Raw genomic sequence first — 19,996 nt, 5'->3', positions numbered from 1 at the left:
TCCCGACTACGGCACGGAGACCGGCGGCAGTTTGGGTTGCCCATCCCAGTTGCCGATGAGCGGCACGTCCCCCGGCGCACCGTAGTTCACACGTAGCTCCGGCGCCCCGGCCGTATTTGCCGTCCGCAACTGGAACTGAATCGTTCCCCCGACGTTCACCACCACGCCCACCGCCGCAAATCCCTGCCGCGTCCAGTCCCCGGCCACCGGTGCCACCAGCGTCCCCGTCGTCGTCACCACGAAGCTGGCATCCGCCGGGCCGCTTACGTTCACGTTCTTCAGCAGAAACTGCCCGTTACCCGGCCGGTACAATCCCACCCCTGTCGCCGGGCTTCCGAGCGTCCAGCGCCCGGCCACCGGCCGGTCCGTCGCCTGCGCCCCCGTGATCACCACCGTCAGGTCGGGATTCCCGGCCGCATTTGTATTCCGCAGGAAGAACGTCTGATTCCCCGGACGGTACACCCCGCACGTCACCGTCCCGTTGCCGTCCCAGTCGCCGGCAATCGGAATGTCCCCCGGCTGCCCAAACGCAAACGACACGTCCGCAAATCCGCCCGTGTTGTTGTTGATGAGGAAAAAGGTCATCGCCCCACCCACGTTCCGGTAAATCCCCGGCGTGTCAATGCCGTCGCCGTCCCAATCTCCGGCAATCGGCACATCCCCGGCCGTCCCGTAGAAGAAATCCTGGTCGGCAAAGTCCGAAATCAGCCGGTTCTTGAGGTACATGTACCCGTTTGACGGCCGGAACATTGCCATCGTCGCGCCCAGCGGCGCGCCCCCGCCACTGCTGCCAGCCTGCGTCACCGTCACCACCTGCCCGGCCACCACAAACGTTCCGGTGCGTGGCGTGGAGCGTGGATTGCGCCCGACACCAATGGTCAACGTAGCGTTGCCGATGCCGGAAATCACCAGCCGCCGGGCTTCCTGCCCGAGCTCATCCACCATGCGCGGCGTCACGACCTGTCCGCTGACGAGCTGCGCTGAAATGAGCTTGATCCACGGGGCATCGGTGCTGCGCACCCGCGCCTCCCATGCACAGCTTGTGCCTGTCAACACCGTCAGCGTTACATTGTCAATCGCTTCCCCGCCCACGTTGAGGACCGTTGGCGCAACCGTAAACGCACACACCCCCTGGCCCACAGTCAGGGTCAGGTTTTGGGTGACAGCCCCCAGACTGTTGGCAGCCTGAACCACGAGGGTGTAGTTGCCCGACGTGCCTGCTCCCGGTGTCCCGACCAGTGTGGCGACGCCGACACCGCTGATAAACCGCACTCCGGCCGGCAGGTTTCCACTCACGAGGGTGATGGTGGGAGCCGGGCTGCCGTTCGCGGTGATGAGGAAACTCGACGCCTGCCCCAGAGTGAACGTCACGTTGTTGGGACTGGTAAAACCTGGCGCAATATCGGCAGCGCCGTTCTGCACAATCGTCAGCGTATTCCCGCCGGGATTGAGGGTCAGCGTCGCCGTGCGTTGTGAACCGGGATTCGGCGCGACCTGGAAATTGATATTGGTCAACAGGTTGCCGGCCGCCGGGAAGCCCGTGACCCAGGCGGGCAGCCCGGCCACGCTCCACGGCCCGACGGCATTGATGGCAACTTGTGGCGTTGCACCGTCAGACGGCACCTGGAGTCCCGATGTGGAAAAGATGGGGTTGACCGTCCAACCCAGGTCGCGGAAGAGGTTGAGCGTCAGGTCCTGGGTACGCGGCAGGCGCGGCGTAATGGCCGGCTCCATCAGCAGCCGTGGGCGTACCGTGTTGTCCCAGTGCGATACCGACGAACCCGCCTGCCGCGGATTGGGAGCAAACATGCGAATCCGTCCGTTGGTCGTTCCGGCAAGGAGGGTGGAGTCCAGGAGCAGCGTGGCGGTGACACTTCCACTGGACAGGAAGTTGCGCAGGGTCGTGCCATCCGCCTGCGAAATCCCGACGACCGGAATGGTGATGTTCGGGGCGGTTCCACCCGGGATGAAGCCGCCCGTCGTGTTGTTGGCAATGATCAGCCCCTGCGCCCCGGCCTGCTGGACATTGGCGGCTTTATCTATGAAGGGACACTCGCCCCGGTCCACCAGGGCAAAGTTGGTGTTGACCGTGCCCGGATTCGACAGCGGCCCACAGGCCAGCGGCGGCTGGGCCGCCACGAGTGGGCGCGTCAATCCGCCCAAGGTGATGGGGCCGCCGAACGTGGCCTGGTTGACGGCAATGAACACCGGCGGTGTGCGTTCAACGCGCAGCACCGCCGATGGCTCCAGAGCAACGGACAGGGCACTCTGGGTCGTGGGGCCGGTCCAGGTCAGGTTTCCGGTGTTGATGGCTGATGCCTGCCGCTGTGCGGCCGTCATCTGGTTCCAGTTGAGGTTGAGGTTTTCATCCCGGAGGAAGCGGGCATAGCAATCGGTGAAGCCGCCGTCCGGGTTGGTATCGTCCGCGCCGGCATTGCGGCCGTTGGCGCCGTTGACAAAGGTGCTGAAGCCCAGACCGTGGGCGAATTCGTGCAGCGCGACGCTGAGCAGATCGGACTGGTCAGGCGGCGCGTTGTTGTCCAGTCCGAGGTAAAAGTTGAAGTTCGTGCTGAAGTTGGTGTTGATTTGCGCACGCGGCGGGTTCTGCGCCGACAGGTCCTCCCCGGCCAGCGCGTTGGCCAGGGCGTAGTGGTACCACGTATCCCCAAACGGCGCATTCGGGAAGCCACGGAAGATGAATGTCGTTCCAGCCGAGCCAAGCACCCCGCTGCCCAGCGAGGTAAATCTTCCTTCGATAACAATCGGCACGTTGCTGCGCAGCGTCGCGCCCCAGATTTCAGCCGCGCGCTGAAAGACGTTCAGGCGCTGCTGGCCAAGGGTCGTCCCCGGGTTGCCGCCGACCGGAGTGGCGGGCGTCGGATCGTTGAAGCCGACGCCAGGTTCATTCACGTTCCGAATGATGATGGTCGAACCCTGTGGGTTCTCGATGCGGACTTCAGACCGGGTTGCCAGACTCGTCACCACGCCAGCCGGCTTACGGAGCGGCGGCAGCACGAGGTCACGCCCGGCAGGGTGGTCGTTCTGGCCAGTGTGCTGATCATCCTGCCCGCCAGCAGCTTCATCGCCGCCACGCAGGAAGGCTTCCGCTTCGGTGACGCTGCCCACACAGCGCACGGAAATCCGACCGTCGGCTTCGGTACGCGCCAGGGCGACGTGCTGGAAGCCGTCGCCAAGTTCCATCATCAGGGCACCGTTTTTGAGCTGGCGGCAGGGAAGTCCCTGTGTCTCCCGGCGCGTAGCCTGGGCAACGAAATCAAGGGTCTCCCGGAGCGGGTCCTGGTTCGCTTTGGCGGCAACCGGACTTCCCCATTTCGTGTCAGACAGGAACGCTGACGGCAGACCGGAGACGGCAACCAGTCCCATGAGGACAAAGACGCCGACCCGCGAAGCAAAGGACGAACGATGCGGCTTCCAGTACACAAGTCTCTCTGAAGGTTGGACTTTGAATGGCAATGACCATGTATGGGCAATGGGGTGGGCCGCAGCATAAGCAATCCCGGCCCAACCCAACAAGACCTTCGCAATGGCCGGAGGTCTTTGCACCGCAGACGGTCGCAGCGTTGACATGGCAAGCCGGAAACTTGACAGGTTCACCCACCGATCACTAGACTTCCGGCTTTGCCCTTAAATGCCGCCTATCGTGCGTCGGCCGGCAATTGTCATGCAGAAAGATTGTCACGGGGAAGCAGGAGATACGCCATGTCTTATGCCATTATTGCCACGGGTGGAAAACAGTTTCGGGTTGCCGAAGGTGATGTCATTCAGGTGCCAAGCCTGAAAGCCGAGCCAGGACAGACGGTGCAACTCGATGTGCTTGCGCTGCACACCGGTTCGGAATTCAGGGTCGGGGCGCCACACCTGACCGGCGCCAGTGTCACGGCTTCGGTCATCGGGCATGGACGCGCCCGGAAAGTCATTGTTTTCAAGTTCAAACGTCGGAAGCAGTACCGGCGCAAACGCGGGCATCGCCAGAACTTTACGGCGCTGCTGGTGCAGAAGATCGAAGCCGCCGCGTAGTTGGTTCCGATCCCATTTCATCTACGAGGTCATACCAGCCATGGCTCATAAAAAAGGCGTTGGAAGTTCCCGCAACGGGCGCGACTCACATGCGAAGCGCCTTGGCGTCAAGCGTTTTGGCAATCAGTTCGTCAAGGCCGGTGAAATTCTGGTTCGGCAGCGCGGCACCCGCTTCAAGCCGGGGCGCAATGTTGGTCTGGGGCGTGACCACACGCTCTTTGCGCTGACGGCCGGACACCTGCGTTTCCGCGACCGTGGACAGCTTGGGCGCTACATCGAGGTCATCCCGCTGGAAACGCCGTCCGCCACGGCTGACACGGCGACAGCCTGAGTGGGGTCCTGAATGGGGTGATGTCTGGCGCTGGCGCTTTGGCGTGCCAGCGGCAGCCCCCGGCAAAAAGCCCCAACTGGCAAAAAGCCCCAACCGGAAGCCCAAGGTCCCGGACCGGCCTTGGGCTTTGTGTTTTGTCCCATGTTCATTGATGAAGCCATCATTGATGTCGCTGGCGGCAACGGCGGCAACGGCTGTATGGCTTTTCGCCGTGAAAAGTTCGTGCCACGCGGCGGCCCTTCCGGTGGCGATGGCGGCGATGGCGGCACGGTCTATCTGCGGGCCAGCCACCACACCAACACGCTGCTCGCCTTCCGCTACAACCCGCGTTACGCCGCCGAACGCGGCGGCCACGGCGAAGGCAGCAACCGTCATGGGCGGAACGGCGCTGACTGCATCGTGGATGTCCCGGTGGGCACGCTGGTGTATGACGCCGATACCGGAGAATGCCTGGCCGATTTGACCACGGACGGTCAGATGGTGGCCGTGGCCCGGGGCGGACGCGGCGGACGCGGCAATGCCCGCTTTGCCAGCTCGGTCAACCGCGCCCCACGGCGACACGAACCGGGACAACCGGGTGAACGCCGTACCCTGCGGCTCGAACTCAAACTGCTGGCCGACGTGGGACTGGTGGGCTATCCCAACGCCGGCAAGTCCACCTTCATTGCGGCCGTTTCAGCGGCGCGGCCGAAAATTGCCGACTATCCGTTCACGACACTCGTTCCCAACCTGGGCGTCGTTGGCCTGGAAAACTACCGGAGCTTCGTCATTGCCGATATTCCCGGCATCATCGAAGGAGCCCACGAGGGGCGCGGCCTCGGCCTGCAATTTCTCCGGCACATCGAGCGGACGCGGCTGCTGCTGCACCTTGTGGATGTGTCGGCGATGGCAGCCCATGACCCGGTAACGGCCTACGACGCCATCGAAAACGAGCTGGCGCACTATGACCCGGAACTCGCCGCCCGGCCGCGCCTGGTCGTCGCCACCAAACAGGACATTGCTGATCCAGCCCGGACGGCCGCGCTCGAACGGCACTGCCAGCAGCTTGGCGTGCCCTGCTTTCCGGTCTCGGCCGTGACCGGCGAAGGCATCCCGCCACTCATTCAGCAGGTGGCGCGCCGGCTTTTTTCCTGACTTTCCTAAGCCTGGCGCAAGCTGTCCGACGCCATGCGAAGGGCGCGGGCTGCCGCAACGCCGGCCACGTAGCCGCTTGACCAGGCCCACTGAAAGTTGAAGCCCCCGATGCGGCCGTCCACGTCGCAGATTTCCCCGCAACAGTACAGCCCCGGACAGCGCCGCGAGGCCATGCGGCTGACATCGAGTTCCCGGAGCGGCACGCCGCCGGCGGTTGTTTCCGCACAGGTAAATCCACGATCACCAGTGACCGGCGCCACCCACCGCAGCACGGTGGTGACCAGCGCCTGCCGTTCGGTACGGGTCAGTTGCGCTCCGGTACGGGCGAGGGGAACCGCAGCCAGTTCGAGCAGAAGCTGCGCCAGACGCTCTGGCAGATGCTCGCCCAAAAACCGCAGGACGGTTGTCCGCCCCAGCGACAGCAACTGCTGCTCAAACCGGCCCGGCGGCAGTTCCGGCAACCAGTTGATGACAAGCTGTGCCGCCAGCCCTTTCTGCCGTGCCGCCAGCCAGTGCCGACTGATGTCGAGCGTCGCCGGGCCAGACAATCCGAAATGCGTACACAGCAGCGCCCCGGTAACGGCCGCCAGCGTCCGGCTTCCAACCCTGACGGACATGGCGGCCGGCGTACTGATGCCACGCCGGTCACACAGCGGATGGTTTGGCGGAAGCAGCAGCGGGACGAGCGCCGGAAACGTCGGCGTGATGGTGTGTCCCAGTGCCGTTGCCAGGTGATAGCCGGAGCCATCCGAACCCGACTTGGGCAGGCTCCTGCCGCCCGTGGCGAGAATGACCTGCCGGGCCGTCACTGTCCCCCAGGGGCCGCCAACCAGAAAGCCATGTGCGGTCGGCTGTACGACTTCAACCCGGCAGGGATGACGACACACAACCCCGGCCGCTGTGGCTGCCGTGAGCAGGGCATCGAGGACCGTCCGCGCGCGGTCGGTGACGGGAAAGAGCTTGCCGGTGGCTTCCCGCTTGAGCGGCACGCCGAGTTCATTGAAGAACGCAACCGTGGCAGGTACGTCAAACTGCCGCAGCACAGGGTGAATGAAGGTCGGCCCGGAACCGGCGAAATCATCGGCGGTCACCTGTTCGTGCGTCACGTTGCAGCGCCCGCCGCCGGAGACGAGAATTTTTGCCCCCAGGCGCGGCGCACCATCCAGCGCCACGATGCGCGCCTGCGGCCCGGCCGTCCGGCCCGCCCAGATGCCGGCCATCAATCCGGCCGCGCCCGCACCGACGATAACGATGTCGGCATCGCAGGTTGGCATGGGGCCGGTTGGCATGGGTCCGGTCAGGTCTCCGTCCGGGACGGCCGCCACAGTTCGCCAAAGGTGTCCAGCGCCAGCATGACGGCCCCGACGGTGATGCAGCTATCCGCCAGGTTGAAGGTGGGAAAGTGCCACGCTCCCCAGTGGAAATCGAGAAAATCAATGACCGCGCCGTGCACGACGCGGTCAATGGCATTGCCCAGAATGCCGCCCAGCAGGCAGGTCAGCGTCCAGCGCAGCAGCCGGCGGTCGGCCGGCGTCCACCAGAGGTACAGCCCGACGCCCACGGCCGCACAGATGGCCACCACGAGCAGTGTCAGCCGCATGGCCGGCGTGCCGCTGTCCAGCAGGCTGAACGCAATACCGGGGTTTTCGGCGTAGCGCAGTTGGAAACATCCGGGTATGACGCGGATGATGGTATCCGTCGGACGCAGCGCCCAGTACACCCACAGCTTGCTGGCCTGGTCGAGAACCACCAGTCCGCCGGCAACAAGAAAGTGGCGGCAGGACGGCTCCCGACGGCCCGCGTCAGAAGTGCCCACGGCGACGGGCGTCACGCCACGCGGCGCTTGTAGTAGTAGTCATCCAGCGCCCGCACCGCGAAGCTCAGAATTTTGGCGACATCACCATCCTCCCGGCCGCCTTCTTTGGGGTCGGTGTTGAGTGTGGCGACGATTTCCCCCTTGTCGTTGGCTTGACAGTCCACATTGCCCAGCTTGGTCTTGACTTCGACCAGGGCGCCGAGCACATCCTGGTTGACAATCACCACGCAGTCGAGATTCCCGAACGCATAGACCAGTTCATCTCCGGCGCGGGTGGGTGAAGTCCGGTGTTCCTTCCACAGACGTTCCACGAGTTTGTAAAGCTGTTCGAGGGCTTGGGCATGTTCGCCGCCAAAACGGCAGCCGGCAGCAGATTCAACGACAGGCACAGCAGATCAGGCTCCTTCAGTGACAGGTTTCCGGTCAGGGCGGATTATGGAAAGCCGACATCCGGGCGACAAGGCCGGATTGGCAGGGGCTGAACAGCCCGGCCCACCTCACGCCGGCCGGTCGGCCTCACCGGCCAAGGTAAGCACGATGCGCCATTCGGCTTCTGTCACCGGCTGCACGGAGAGCCGCATCCCGCGCTGAATGACGAGCATGTTCTCCAGACCGGGGGTGCGTTTGAGTTCATCGAGGGCGATGATGCGCGGAAATTTTTGCACCAGGCGGACATCCACCATAAACCACGTGGGCTGCGCCGGGTCGCTTTTCGGATCGTAGTAACGGCTCGCCGGGTCGAAAGCCGTGTGGTCGGGATACCCGGCCCGTACGATTTCGACAATGCCGGCAATCCCCGGCGGGGTGGCGTTGCTGTGGTAGAAAAAAGCCCGGTCGCCAACCTGCATCACATCGCGCAGGAAGTTCCGGGCCTGGTAGTTGCGTACCCCTTCCCAGCTTGTCGTCTGGTTGGGCGCAGCCTGCAGGTCGTCAATCGAAAAGACACCCGGTTCCGATTTGAGCAGCCAGTAACGTGACATATCATTCGGGCTCGGGCAGGGACGAAACAGCGTGTGATGCCGCCAGCGGCCGGGCGACCTCCGGCGATGCTGCCACCAACTGATCCAGGGCCAACACCAGCAGAGCGGCCCGCACCAACGCCTGCGGACGCCCAACCGGGTCATACCATTCCTCCAAGGTATGGCAACCGCCATACTCACCGCCAACACCAATGGCAATCGCCGGAATTCCCAGAGCCATAGGCACATTGGCATCCGTCGAGCCGCTCTCCAGCACCGGACGCCGGCCACAGGCACGGGTGGCAGCGATGGCGCACTGCACCAGCGGCGAGGTGGAAGGTGTCTCTCCCGCCGGACGCTCGCCCAGACGCTGCACGGCCACCGACAGGCGACGCTGCCGGGTTGCATGCTGTATTTCGGCCTGCTGGGCTTCGACGGCCGCCAACTGGAGCGCGTGTTCGAGTGCATCCAGGTCGGCCATCCGGTGCGCCCGGCAGTCCACTTCCCCCTGGGCCATTGCCGGAATGGCATTGATGGCACTGCCGCCGCTGGCAATAGCCACCGTACAGGTTGCGCCCCGGCGAAGGGGCAAACGCCGCACCCGGCTGATGAACTCACCCAGCGCGTGAACCGGATTCACCGTGCCAAAGTCAGCCCAGGAGTGACCACCCGGGCCGTGAAAGGTCACACAGAAACGCCGTGAGCCAATGGCGCGGCAGGTGATGTGCTCCAGTCCGGGCCCGTCCAGGGCGATGAAACTCCGCATGTGGGGAAACTGCTCCACGACGGCGCGCGCGCCGCGCAGATTGCCACTGCCTTCCTCCCCGACGGTTCCCACGAAACACACCGGGCCGGAGAACTGGACGGACTGGGTGACAAAGGCGCGCGCCAGAGCAAGCAGTCCGGCTACACCACAGGCATTGTCGGCAATGCCCGGCGCGCAGAGGCGCGTTCCCTGCACCCGGACGTTCACATCCGTTCCGGGCGGAAACACCGTGTCAAGATGGGCGGCAAGCACGATGGGCGCGCGGGCCAGCGTCTTTTCCGTCCCCGGCAGCCAGCCATAGACGTTGCCTTCGGCATCCTGCCAGACGGAAGACAGTCCGCTGTCGCGCAGGCGGTCGGCAACAAAGGCCGCCCGGGCCGCTTCGTGAAAAGGGGGCGCGGGAATTTCCGTGACGGCCAGATGCTCGCGGGTGATGGCATCGGCAGTCGTTGTCAGATACGCCGTCAGGCGCCGCATCAGCGGCGTCCCGGACAGCGCCTCGACGACGGTTTCCGGTGTGTCCCCGGCAAGCGTCACAGACACAGCACACCTCCACAGACCACAACAACCTCAAGCCGTGGCCAGAGCCAGCCCGGTGACGCCGGCCAGCCGGGAAAACTCTGCTGAAGAATCAAACCCAAGTTGCTGTGGCGCGATGACTCGCGGCAGCTCACCAAAGGTCTCCCGGATGCACTGACTGATTTCAGCGATTTCGAGCGGGACGTTGACCGGCAAAACCTCAAACCGGATTTCCTGTTCGGCCGAGCCAAGCCCGGACTCGACAGCGTGTTCACGAAAGAAGAGCAGCACCCGGAGCAACTGCTCGGCCGGCAGCTCGCCGGCCAGCGGCAACGTGCGGATGGCCAGCGGGACACCCCGCTGAAGCAGCATGACGGCCAGAGTGTCGCCCTCGACACTGATGAGCATCTGGTCAAGCTGCGCCGCCGCGTGCTGCAACCACAGGGACTCCCCGACGAGCCGGGGCAGCAACAGACCGGGTTGCCAGTTCAACGGTTCCAGGTCAGCGTGCAGGGCCAGTGCCACGCGCCGGCTCATGGCAGCCAGCAAAAACCGCCTCCCGGCGGCGCCGTTTGCGGTCATGCCCGGGCCCAGCTCGGCGGTGGTCATCCAGATGTCTTCCTGCGGCAGCCCGGTCAACCGCTCGGCTTTCCACACCAGGACATCCGGCACATCCTGCGGGGGGACGGTCGCCTCGATGGTCACGACATAGGCGCGGGCGGTGGCTCCCGGCAGCAGCACTGACCACCGGCGCTCTCCAGCCACCCCCAGCGCATGCGCTCCCTGAACCAGCGTGGAGGCAAACGCCTTGGCATGGCGGACGTTTTCCGTGTCAAACGCCGGTTGGAAAGCCTGGTCCACCCAGGGCTGGAAGTGTGACTGCCGGGTTCGCCGGTCAAACATGACCACCCCCTCGGCGGTCAGCGCACACATGGCGCGCGAAGGGGCCGGAAGCACAAGCCGCCGCCAGAAGCGTTCAAAGAAACTCATGGTTCATTCCAGGGATGTTGGGATCGCCAATGGAAGCGCCACCCGGCACGCGCACGCCCGACAGACGTCCCCGCTCACCACTCGTTGTAGGGAACACCATCCGTGCCGATGCCTTCTGCGCCGCTGAAGACATCCACAATGCCCCGTGGCGCCGAGGGCACGACCGGCTCATCTTCCATCCGCACCACCCAGGTATCACGGCTCTGAGTGATGGGGTCCATCGGGATTTCGCGCAGATACTTGGCACTTTCGAGATCGCTCAGGGTTTGCGGCGCGCGGTTTTTGTCGTAGGTGTAGCGGTTGATGGCATCGCGCAGCTTGAAAAGATTTTCACGCAGAACCGTCTCCCGCGCCCGCAACAGAAGACTGCGGTAGATGGGAATGCTCACCGTCAGCAGGATGGACATGATGGTCATGACGATGACCAGTTCCAGCAGGGTGAACCCCCGGTCGCGCCCTGCTTTCCTCCGGTGTCCCGGAGCCCACCCTCTGTGGTTCCCTTTCAAACCAGTTTCCTTCCTTCCACTTGCCATTTCCACATCACCATTCGTCATAGCGTGTTCCATCCAGGGCCGTAGCCGTCGAACGTGACCGGACATCAAACACATCGTCCCCCATGGAAAGTGATGAATCCGGGTCATCCTGTGAGCTACGGATTTGCCAGTCGGCCTTGCCCGTCATCGGATCAATCGGAAGCCGCCGCAGAAAAAAGATTTTCCTGCCATCCACGTTGCCGACCGGGACGAACCCCTCGGAGAGCACTTCCAGGTTTTTGGGGTAGCCACTTGGCGTACGCAACTCGGCCGGAATGCGTTGCCCCCCGGTCTGGTCATTGAACTCCTTGTAGCGGTCAATGGCGAAGCGGATTTCACGCAGGGCCCGCCGTAGTTCGGTTTCCTGCCGGCTTCGGGCGGCCGTGCGCGCCAGGGGCAGGGCGGCGCTGGTCAGGATGGCCAGAATCGCCAGGGTGATGATCATCTCCAGCAGGGATGAGCCACGCTGTGCCGCGCGGACGCTTCCCATCCAGCGCCATACCCCGGACGGAGCCGGCCGGCCAGCAGCCATCGGGTTGGTGCCGGGGCGTCCCGGCCGCTGCCCGTCTTTGATGTGGAGAGACCATCCGTTCTTCACGGTTTCACCTTCCTGACGACATCTCACTGCTTGCCGTTCGGCGTACCGCCAGCAATGACCGGTGGCGCCGGGCTGGGAATGGCCGGGATGAGTTCGTTGGTCAGGCCGCGCAAGTCAAGCACATCGAGGCGGACATCGGCATTGCCCGGCGCAATCACCTGGAAGTCAAAAATGGCCACCGGCCCCATGGCCGGGCGGCCCGTGTTGACGCCCGATGAAACCAGCGCCGTGGCAAAAGCCTGCCCGCCGTTGTCTCCGGTCTGGAAGCTGCCGGGCGCCAGCAACCCGCCATCCCGGATCCCGACCAGTTTGAAGACGGTCTGGTTGTAGTGCAAAAAGACCGATGCCGCGGAAATGTTCGTGCCGTCGCTGTTGAGAATGACCGCCACGGAAACCACCTGCCCCACCATCGGGCGCAGGCTTGGGGACACCATCAGCATGGCGCGCACCGGCGTGGTGGGTCCCGGATTCGGCCGGGTTGGCGTCTGGGTGTTTGGATCGTTTGGATTGAAGGCCGGATTGGTTGCCGTGCCGTTGGGCGCCACGCCCCCGGCCGCCGATGGCTCGGTTACGGGCAAGGGCTGGATGGTGGCCCCAAGGCTTCCGCCACTCGTGGCCGTCATCGGACTGGGGGCCGTCACCACCGGCGCGGCCGGCACAGTCGGAGGTGGTGCCGTCGTACTCGCCGTGGTGATGGTGAAGCGTCCGTTTTCACCACTGCCGCTTACCGGCGGCGCGGCCGCCGGGGTGCCCACGGGCTTGTCCGTTGGTTGCACCGTGACCGGTGTTTCCCGGAGCTGGTTGGCTTCGCGCATTTCCTCGCGGTCAGCATCGGCCACGATCTCATCAATGGTGAGAAACCGGCCGTAGCTCAGACCGCCAACGCCAACGGAGACATCGAGCGGCCCGAAGGCGGTTTTGAGTTCTTCTTCCGTAACCGCGCCGCCGCGTACGATGTGTGGCGTGATCGTGATGACAATGTGGGTGGCCTGCTTGTTCCGTGACGGTGTGGAAAACAGCCGCCCGATGACCGGAATAAAGCTGATGACGGGCAGCCCCGTCCGGCTGTCGGTGTCGTCCTCGCGCATGACACTCGCGGCCAAAGCCGTGTAGCCGTCCCGGACCCGCGCCACACCACTGACCTTCCGCTGGGAAATCGTCGGGGTGAGATTCTGCGGCCCGGTGTTGGGCGGAGCCGTAGAGGTTTCGATGGAGATGTCCATCTGCACGATGTCGTCGGTAATGTGCGGTTTGACCGCAATGTTCAAACCGACATCACGGTACTGCACCTGGTTGAAGCCGGGGAAGAAGATTTGTCCCGGTGGCTGTCCGTTGCCCGGGCCGGTTGGGAAGGGATTGCCGATTTGAATCGGGATGGACTGGCCGATGTTGACCTTGCCTTCCTTGTCCTCGAAAGCGCGCACCTGAATCTGTGAGATCAGCCGCCCCAGCCCGCGACTTTGCAGCGCGGTGATGGTCGAAGGCGGCAGTCCCAGCCCGAAGCCCAGCGTATTGGAGAAGATTCCGGCCGGTGAGGCGGGACGCAGCAGCGGCCCCTGTCCAATGCCGCCCAGGTTGGTGGCGCTGGGCGGCGTCAGGGTCAGGGTGGTGCCGCCGTCGGGCGTCGTGATCGCCGGCGGTGTCGTGGCGAACTGGTTCCCCAACTGAAGGGCTTCCTGGTGAGTCACTTCATAGATGTTGACATCCATGACGACTTCCGCCTGGGGGCGGTCCACGGTGTTGATCATCCGCTCGATGATTTTCAGGTTCTCGCCCGATGAGCGAACCAGCAGCATGTTCGATTGCGGAACGCTCACCACCTGCTGCGCCATAGCCGGGCCGAGCAGCGTCAGCATCTGCTTGATGTCATCGAGCTTGGCATTTTTGATGTAGAACGGCTTGACGAGTGAATCTTCGTACTTCTGCGCCAGCGAGCCGCCGTTGGGGAACTGTCCCAGCCCCCGCTTGACGATGAGAATCGTCCGGGTGTCCACCCGAAAGTATTGAAAGCCATTGGCATCGAGGACGAGTTCCAGCGCCTTGCCGGCCGTCATGTCCTGCTTGATGTCGAGCGTAAAGCGCGTGTTGGCCAGTTGCTGGAGGGTCGTGCTTTCAAATACGACGTTGAGGCGCATTTTGTCGCACAGGGTGCGGATGATGGTTTCAATCGGCTGGTTGATGAAGCCCTGCCAGCGTCCCACATAGCGCTGGCGGGCCGCCGTTTCGGCGGCTTTGCGCACTTCGGCTTCATTGGCTTCGGCCGCCGTGCGCTGGTAGGGTGAAGGTTCGCCCTGCGAGGTCGCCTCGATGCCCTGCTTCTTCAGCATTTCCTTCATCTTGGCGAGGGCGACTTCGTTGGTCTGGTCGTAGCGGTAGGCTTCCCGGTAGGCGTGATAAGCACCTTCGTAATCCCCCTGCTCTTCCATCTGCCGGGCACGGGTGGCGCACAACATCGAGGCGTTGAACAGGGCCCGTTGCAGGTGAAGCTGATACTCGACATTGCGTGGGTCTTCCTGGAGCGCCTGGGCAAAGAGCTCAGCGGCTTTGTCCCACTGCTTGACGGCCTCGTACTTGAGACCTTCCTTGAAATACTTCCGGCCATTGCCGGCCCAGACGGCCGGTGACAGCGTGACGATGACCAACGCCGTTGCCAGTCCCAGTGCCATCATCCGACGCCAGTCGGATGCGAAACGAAACGTCAGCCGTGGTTGAAACATAAGCACACCCCAGTCGGCGCGAAACAAAAACATCGAGTGAATACCAATCTCATTCGACGAACGTCACGCGGTTGATTTCGCGCAACGTCGAAATTCCGGCAAACACCTTTTTCAGGGCCGATTCACGCAGCGAACCCAAACCTTCCTCCCGCGCAGCGCGGCGAATCTCCGAGCCGGGGCGCCGGTCGAGGATGAGTTCCCGGATGCGATCGGTCAAGTCCAGCATTTCGTGAATAGCCGTACGTCCCCGGTAGCCTGTCCCGTTGCATTCCGGGCAGCCCACCGCTTCGTAAAAAACCTGATCCCGAAACTTGCTTGGATTGAGGCCCGCTTCTTCGAGTTCCCGGTCCGTCGGCTGGTACTGCCGCTTGCAATGGGGGCAGAGCTGCCGTACCAGACGCTGCGCCAGAACACAGTTGAGGGAGCTGACGAAGTTATAGACCTCGACGCCCATGTTGACGAATCGGCCAATAACGTCAATGACATTGTTGGCGTGAACCGTGGTGAAAACCAGGTGGCCGGTCAGCGCGGCGTTGATGGCAATCTGGGCGGTTTCGGTGTCACGGATTTCGCCAACCATGACCTTGTCCGGGTCGTGCCGCAGGATGGCGCGCAAACCACGGGCAAAGGTGAGTCCCTTCTTCTCGTTGACCGGAATCTGCATGATGCCGCGCAGTTGGTACTCGACCGGGTCCTCGATGGTGATGATCTTGTCTTCGGGATTGGCAATTTCGTTGAGCGCGGCGTAGAGGGTCGTCGTCTTCCCGGAACCCGTCGGCCCGGTGACGAGCACCATGCCGTAGGGTTCCTTGATGAACCGCCGGAAGCGCGCCAGATCATGCGGGTCAAACCCCACGACATTGAGCGTCAGTTCGCGGAAGGCTTCGTTGATCTGTTCCTTGTCCAGAATACGGATGACACAGTTTTCACCAAAGGCAGCCGGGATGATGGAGACGCGAAAGTCAATCGTCCGCCCCTTGACGCGCACCCGGAAGCGTCCGTCCTGGGGTGTCCGGCGCTCGGCAATGTCGAGTTCCGACATGACCTTGATGCGCGAGACGAGCATCTGGTGATAACTCGCATCAATCGGATTCATCGCCGGATAGAGCGCCCCGTCAATGCGGTACTTGACGTGGACTTCCGACTCGTGGGCCTCGATGTGGATGTCGGAAACCCGCCGTTCGAGCGCCGTCAGCACGATGGTGTCCACGAGCTTGATGACGGGGGCGGTTTCATCCGCCAGGCGGTCGAGATCGAGGTCCTGCTCGCCCTGGTCGGTTTCCTTGACGAGCTTGATGCGGAACGACTCCGTGGCGTCCTGCAGGACGCGCTGGGCGGAATCCCCCCGGCGCAGGGCGGTCTCGATGGCCGACCGCGTGGCGACGGCCGGTTTGATGCGTACCTTCAACTGGGCTGACAACTCATCCAGCGCATCGAGGTTGGTCGGATCGGCCATGGCCGCCAGCAGCCGTCCGTTCTCCTGGCGCAGGGGAACGAACTTGTACCGGGTCATCAAATCCACCGGATGGCTGTGGATGAGGTCGTAATCCAGTTCGGCCGTGGTCAAATCCACGAATTCGAGCCGGTAGCGCCGCGCCAGTTCGCGCGCCGCCGCCAGTTCACGGTCGGCTTCCTCGGCCGAGGGAAGCATCGAGGGCAGATCAGGGGTGGAATCCAAAGACATAAACCGTTCAGGCGTCGGCGATGTGCCGTCAGCGCGCCGCCGCACCTCCCGTTGCAAAACTCAGGATGGGTAAGTAAAGCGCCATGACGACGATGAGCACAATGGTGCCCATAAAGGTCAGCACCACCGGCTCGACGAGCGCCGTGAGCGAAGCAATTTTCACATCGAGTTCGGCTTCATAAAACTGGGCCACCTCATCGAGCATCGTCACGAGCGCGCCGGATTGTTCGCCCACACCAATCATGTCCGTGGCCAGAGGGGGGAGCCAGGCCGCCCGTTCCAGCACCTCGACGAGGGTCTTCCCTTCCTGAATCCCGCGCACGACATCGGGCATCGTCCTGGCAATGCGCCGGTTGCCAATCACTTCGGAAGCAATGTCGAGCGATTCCAGAAGCGGCAGCCCGCCGTTGAGCAGGGTGGCGGCGCTGCGGCAGAACCGGACGGTCGTGGACTGCCGGATGATGTCGCCGACAATGGGCAACCTGAGCAGCAGACCATCCAGCACGTCGCGCCCGTGGGTCGTGCGCCGCCAGATAAAGAAGCCCAGCAATGCGGCCAGAAGCAACGGCCCGGCCCACGACATGTTGCTCTCAACGGCCTTCGACACCGCCACAACATAGACCGTCACCAGCGGCAACTGGCTCTGGGACGACTCATACAACGTGGCAAACTTGGGAATGACATAGGTGGTCAGCAGGGCCACCAGAGCCACGGAAGCCACGGTGAGGACGGCCGGGTAGGTCAGCGTCTTGATGAGCTTGCGCCGTACTTCGGCGGTCGCCTTGGCATACGTCACGTACCGCTCCAGCACCGCATCCAGTTCCCCGGAGCGCTCCCCGGCAAGCACCGAAGCCGTCAGCAGACGGGGAAACACGTCGGGATGCTCACCGTACGCCTCCGAAAGCAGGGCACCACGGGTAATGCGCCGCTCGACATCTTCCAGCACCGTGCGAAAGGCGCCCGGCGGCTGACGGCGAATCAGAATGTTCAGCACCTGAAGCAGCGGCAGCCCGGCGCGGAGCAGCGTGGCCAACTGCTGGTTGTAAAGAAGAAATTCCTGGGATTTGACCTTGACGCCACCGAACAGGGACCGGGACAGCGCCTGCCGTACCGGACGCTCGATGGCGAAAATGCGAAACCCCTCGTTTTGCAGGCGGGCTCGCAGCTCTTCAATCCCGTTGGCTTCAACGATCCGGGTCACAATGTCACCGCTGGGAGTCCCCAGGCGGCAGGTAAACTCAGGCATGCTTTCCAACCGTCAGCAACAACATCCAATCAGGTCAGGCTTGCCAGTATAGCACGCCCCCCGGAAAGAAAGTTCCGAAGTTTTCGTGCGGGCGGACACCAGTGCCTGTCCGGCCCGGACGCCCCGGCCGGACGCCCGCAGCCGACGGCTTGTTTTCTGCCCCACCCGGCCGCCACAATACAGGTCAGGCCGTACGCGGCCCGGCTCCCATTTCTTTCCGGGCCCCGATGGCAACCTTCACGGGCCCTGACGACTGTCACCGATGGCGTCACCGCATCCCGTCACCACCACCACCCAGCCCACAGCCACCCCGCGTGAGGACACCTCTTCCTGGGGACGCTGGCTGAAGCGGCTTGGACTCGTCGCGGCCGGAGTCACGGCCGGCTATGTCGCTGCCTCGGTGGCCATTGCCATTCCGCTTTCCGTACTGCTGGTTTCCCCGCGCCCCAAGCGCCGCCGCCACCTGGAGAGCATGCGGCTGCGCGATTACCTCTGGGCACGGCGCATTCCCTACCGCGAAACGCAGTTTACCTCCTACGACGGCACGAAACTCACCGGCTGGTTTCTGGACCGTGGCTGGTGGCGGCCCACGGTGGTCGGTCTGCACGGCGTGACCGGCAACCGGACGAGCCTCATCCGGTTTGGCGTCATCCTCTACGACGCCGGGTTCAACGTGTTTTTGTTCGACGGCCGCGCCCACGGGTACAGCGGCGGGCGCTTTGTCACCTACGGCTACCACGAGGTACGCGATGTCAGCGCGGCGCTTGACCACATTTCCAAAAAGTTCCGCCTGCGGGACCAGCACTTCGGTCTGGTTGGAATTTCCATGGGCGCTGCCATTGCCCTTCAGACGGCGGCGCGGGACCCGCGCATTGCCGCTGTCTGGGCCGAAAGCCCGTTTTCATCGCTGCAAAAAATTTCACGCGAGTATGTCGCCGACGTGCTGCACATGCCCTCCACGGCAATAGCCCCCACCACCTGGGTGGCTGAACTCATCGCCAACTACCGGGGCAACTTTTCGATCTCGGATGTCAATCCGCTGGCCGTGGCCGGCAGGATTACCTGCCCGGTGCAGCTTGTGCACGGTCTGGCCGACGACTTCGTGCGCCCCCATCACTCGCAGGCCATTTTCGAGGCGCTGGTCAACGCCCGGGAAAAAGACCTGTGGCTTGTGGAGGGAGCCACGCATGCCCGGTGCTACCGCGCCGCCATGGAGGAACACCAGGTGCGGCTGCCGGACTTCTTCCGCCGCCACCTGGGGCGCTAGTTTCACCCCCAGGCAGGCGTTTCAGGGTGTTGGCAGGGGGCTGGCAATGTCCTTCCGGTACTGCTTGCCGGCAAACTCAATCTCGGCGGCGGCAGCGTAGGCGCGCTGCCGGGCCTGCGCCAGCGTGTCGCCAAGGGCCGTGACGCCAATCACCCGTCCACCGCTGGTGATGAGCTGCCCCGCTTCATCGCGTTTGGTTCCGGCATGAAAGAGCAGCACGCCGGGGTGGAGTTCAGCTTTTTCGAGACCTGTGATCGGATGCCCGCAAACCGGCGCTTCCGGGTAGCCGTCCGCAGCCAACACGACACAGACTGCCGATTCATCGGACCAGTTGAGTTCGAGGCCTTCGAGGGTGCCATCGGCAATGGCGGTCAGCACGTCAATGAACGGGGTCTTCAGACGCGGCAGGATGACCTGGGCTTCCGGGTCGCCCAACCGCACGTTGTATTCCAGCACTTTGGGCCCCTGTTCGGTCAGCATCAGCCCGACGTAGAGCACCCCCTTGAAGGTCGTGCCCTCCGACTGTAGCCCGGTCAGGGTGGGCTGCACGATGTGGCGCAGGATTTTCCGTTGCAGTCCCGGCTCCAGCATATCCGGGCTGGAATAAGCGCCCATCCCGCCGGTGTTGGGGCCGGTGTCGCCGTCGCCGAGGCGCTTGTAATCGCGCGCCGGCACGAGGGGCAGCATGGCTTTGCCATCTGTAAACACGAGGAAAGACGTTTCCACCCCGGACAGGCATTCTTCGAGAACGATGCGCCGTCCGGCCTCGCCCAGCCTGCGCTCGATAAGCAGCCCCCGGATGACCTCCAGCGCCTGCTCCCGGTCAGGCACGATGAAAACGCCCTTGCCGGCCGCCAGGCCATCCGCCTTGACAACCACCGGAAAACCGTCGAGCAGGTTGGAGTCGAAAATGTCCTCGGCCTCTTCCACCGTCTCGCAGACGGCAAAAGTGGCCGTCGGGATATGGTGGCGGGACATGAATTCCTTGGCAAAGACCTTGCTTCCTTCCAGGCAGGCGGCGGCGCGCGACGGGCCGACGAACCGCAGTCCCAGGCGCGTGAAGGCATCGGCGACGCCCATCACCAACGGCTGTTCCGGCCCGCAGACGGTCAGATGAATACCCAGGTCTTTGGCCACCGCGGCCAGCTTGTCCGGCTTCTTCAGGTCGAGGTCAAGACATTCAGCCATGCGGGCGATGCCGGCATTGCCCGGCACGCAATAGACTTTCTCCACCCGCGCCGCCTGGAGGATTTTCCACACCATGGCGGATTCACGTCCGCCGCCGCCAAGCACCAGAACTTTCATACACGTCTCGTCACGAAGCGATAGCTTTCACCATGAGCGGTCGGGCTGGCGTCGAAATTCCATCTGCCGGCCTTGGCTGTCTTCCCTGTCCCC

The 19,996-nt window shown here is 63.7% G+C and carries 17 protein-coding genes; 4 read left to right on the top strand and 13 right to left on the bottom strand.

Features of this window, described 5'->3' with window-relative positions:
• Nucleotides 1-6: 6 nt before the first annotated feature.
• Nucleotides 7-3,441 (bottom strand): PA domain-containing protein, encoded by a 3,435-nt coding sequence (locus J8C05_RS02115; RefSeq protein WP_211422570.1) that lies wholly within the window; start codon nucleotides 3,439-3,441, stop codon nucleotides 7-9.
• 279 nt (nucleotides 3,442-3,720) lie between these two features.
• Here J8C05_RS02115 and rplU point away from each other — a divergent pair, with 279 nt between their 5' ends.
• From rplU to obgE, 3 genes are all read left to right on the top strand, one after another.
• Nucleotides 3,721-4,038 (top strand): 50S ribosomal protein L21, encoded by a 318-nt coding sequence (gene rplU, locus J8C05_RS02110; protein ID WP_211422569.1) that lies wholly within the window; start codon nucleotides 3,721-3,723, stop codon nucleotides 4,036-4,038.
• 40 nt (nucleotides 4,039-4,078) lie between these two features.
• On the top strand, nucleotides 4,079-4,369 hold the full coding sequence (gene rpmA, locus J8C05_RS02105) for a 50S ribosomal protein L27 (protein WP_058868088.1): 291 nt from the start codon (nucleotides 4,079-4,081) through the stop codon (nucleotides 4,367-4,369).
• A gap of 141 nt (nucleotides 4,370-4,510) precedes the next feature.
• Nucleotides 4,511-5,503 (top strand): GTPase ObgE, encoded by a 993-nt coding sequence (gene obgE / locus J8C05_RS02100; protein ID WP_211422568.1) that lies wholly within the window; start codon nucleotides 4,511-4,513, stop codon nucleotides 5,501-5,503.
• 5 nt (nucleotides 5,504-5,508) lie between these two features.
• Here obgE and J8C05_RS02095 read toward each other — a convergent pair whose 3' ends face one another.
• From J8C05_RS02095 to J8C05_RS02045, 11 genes are all read right to left on the bottom strand, one after another.
• Entirely contained in the window at nucleotides 5,509-6,792 is a 1,284-nt protein-coding gene (locus tag J8C05_RS02095) for a BaiN/RdsA family NAD(P)/FAD-dependent oxidoreductase (protein WP_246840726.1), read from the bottom strand.
• An 8-nt stretch (nucleotides 6,793-6,800) separates the two neighbouring features.
• Entirely contained in the window at nucleotides 6,801-7,319 is a 519-nt protein-coding gene (gene lspA / locus J8C05_RS02090) for a signal peptidase II (protein ID WP_211422567.1), read from the bottom strand.
• 11 nt (nucleotides 7,320-7,330) lie between these two features.
• A complete protein-coding gene (locus tag J8C05_RS02085) occupies nucleotides 7,331-7,708 on the bottom strand; it encodes a hypothetical protein (RefSeq protein WP_211422566.1) in 378 nt (125 codons plus the stop codon).
• 108 nt (nucleotides 7,709-7,816) lie between these two features.
• Nucleotides 7,817-8,299: an EVE domain-containing protein gene (locus tag J8C05_RS02080; RefSeq protein ID WP_211422565.1), complete on the bottom strand. Its 483-nt coding sequence runs from the start codon at nucleotides 8,297-8,299 to the stop codon at nucleotides 7,817-7,819.
• Between the two features lies 1 nt (nucleotide 8,300).
• Nucleotides 8,301-9,587 (bottom strand): M20/M25/M40 family metallo-hydrolase, encoded by a 1,287-nt coding sequence (locus J8C05_RS02075; RefSeq protein ID WP_211422564.1) that lies wholly within the window; start codon nucleotides 9,585-9,587, stop codon nucleotides 8,301-8,303.
• Between the two features lie 27 nt (nucleotides 9,588-9,614).
• Nucleotides 9,615-10,553, bottom strand: coding sequence for a type IV pilus biogenesis protein PilM (locus J8C05_RS02070; RefSeq protein ID WP_211422563.1), 939 nt, complete (start codon nucleotides 10,551-10,553; stop codon nucleotides 9,615-9,617).
• A gap of 74 nt (nucleotides 10,554-10,627) precedes the next feature.
• The gene (locus J8C05_RS02065) at nucleotides 10,628-11,086 is read right to left on the bottom strand and encodes a type II secretion system protein (RefSeq protein ID WP_211423176.1); all 459 of its coding nucleotides are present in this window, start codon (nucleotides 11,084-11,086) and stop codon (nucleotides 10,628-10,630) included.
• Between the two features lie 7 nt (nucleotides 11,087-11,093).
• Nucleotides 11,094-11,684, bottom strand: coding sequence for a type II secretion system protein (locus tag J8C05_RS02060; protein WP_246840724.1), 591 nt, complete (start codon nucleotides 11,682-11,684; stop codon nucleotides 11,094-11,096).
• A 23-nt stretch (nucleotides 11,685-11,707) separates the two neighbouring features.
• Nucleotides 11,708-14,434, bottom strand: a complete 2,727-nt coding sequence (locus J8C05_RS02055) for a secretin N-terminal domain-containing protein (RefSeq protein ID WP_211422562.1) — start codon at nucleotides 14,432-14,434, stop codon at nucleotides 11,708-11,710.
• Nucleotides 14,435-14,450: 16 nt separating this feature from the next.
• Nucleotides 14,451-16,052 (bottom strand): GspE/PulE family protein, encoded by a 1,602-nt coding sequence (locus J8C05_RS02050; protein ID WP_058868343.1) that lies wholly within the window; start codon nucleotides 16,050-16,052, stop codon nucleotides 14,451-14,453.
• 61 nt (nucleotides 16,053-16,113) lie between these two features.
• Nucleotides 16,114-17,331 (bottom strand): type II secretion system F family protein, encoded by a 1,218-nt coding sequence (locus tag J8C05_RS02045; RefSeq protein ID WP_211422561.1) that lies wholly within the window; start codon nucleotides 17,329-17,331, stop codon nucleotides 16,114-16,116.
• Nucleotides 17,332-17,593: 262 nt separating this feature from the next.
• Here J8C05_RS02045 and J8C05_RS02040 point away from each other — a divergent pair, with 262 nt between their 5' ends.
• On the top strand, nucleotides 17,594-18,598 hold the full coding sequence (locus tag J8C05_RS02040; protein ID WP_211422560.1) for an alpha/beta hydrolase: 1,005 nt from the start codon (nucleotides 17,594-17,596) through the stop codon (nucleotides 18,596-18,598).
• 21 nt (nucleotides 18,599-18,619) lie between these two features.
• Here the strand turns inward: J8C05_RS02040 and purD are convergent, their stop codons facing one another.
• Nucleotides 18,620-19,903: a phosphoribosylamine--glycine ligase gene (gene purD, locus J8C05_RS02035; protein ID WP_211422559.1), complete on the bottom strand. Its 1,284-nt coding sequence runs from the start codon at nucleotides 19,901-19,903 to the stop codon at nucleotides 18,620-18,622.
• Nucleotides 19,904-19,996 lie beyond the last annotated feature (93 nt).

This window comes from Chloracidobacterium sp. N (assembly GCF_018304765.1).
GTDB classification, from domain to species: domain Bacteria; phylum Acidobacteriota; class Blastocatellia; order Chloracidobacteriales; family Chloracidobacteriaceae; genus Chloracidobacterium; species Chloracidobacterium aggregatum.
The sequence above is the reverse complement of the archived record's forward strand: the minus strand, read 5'-3'. Positions and strand labels throughout refer to the sequence as shown.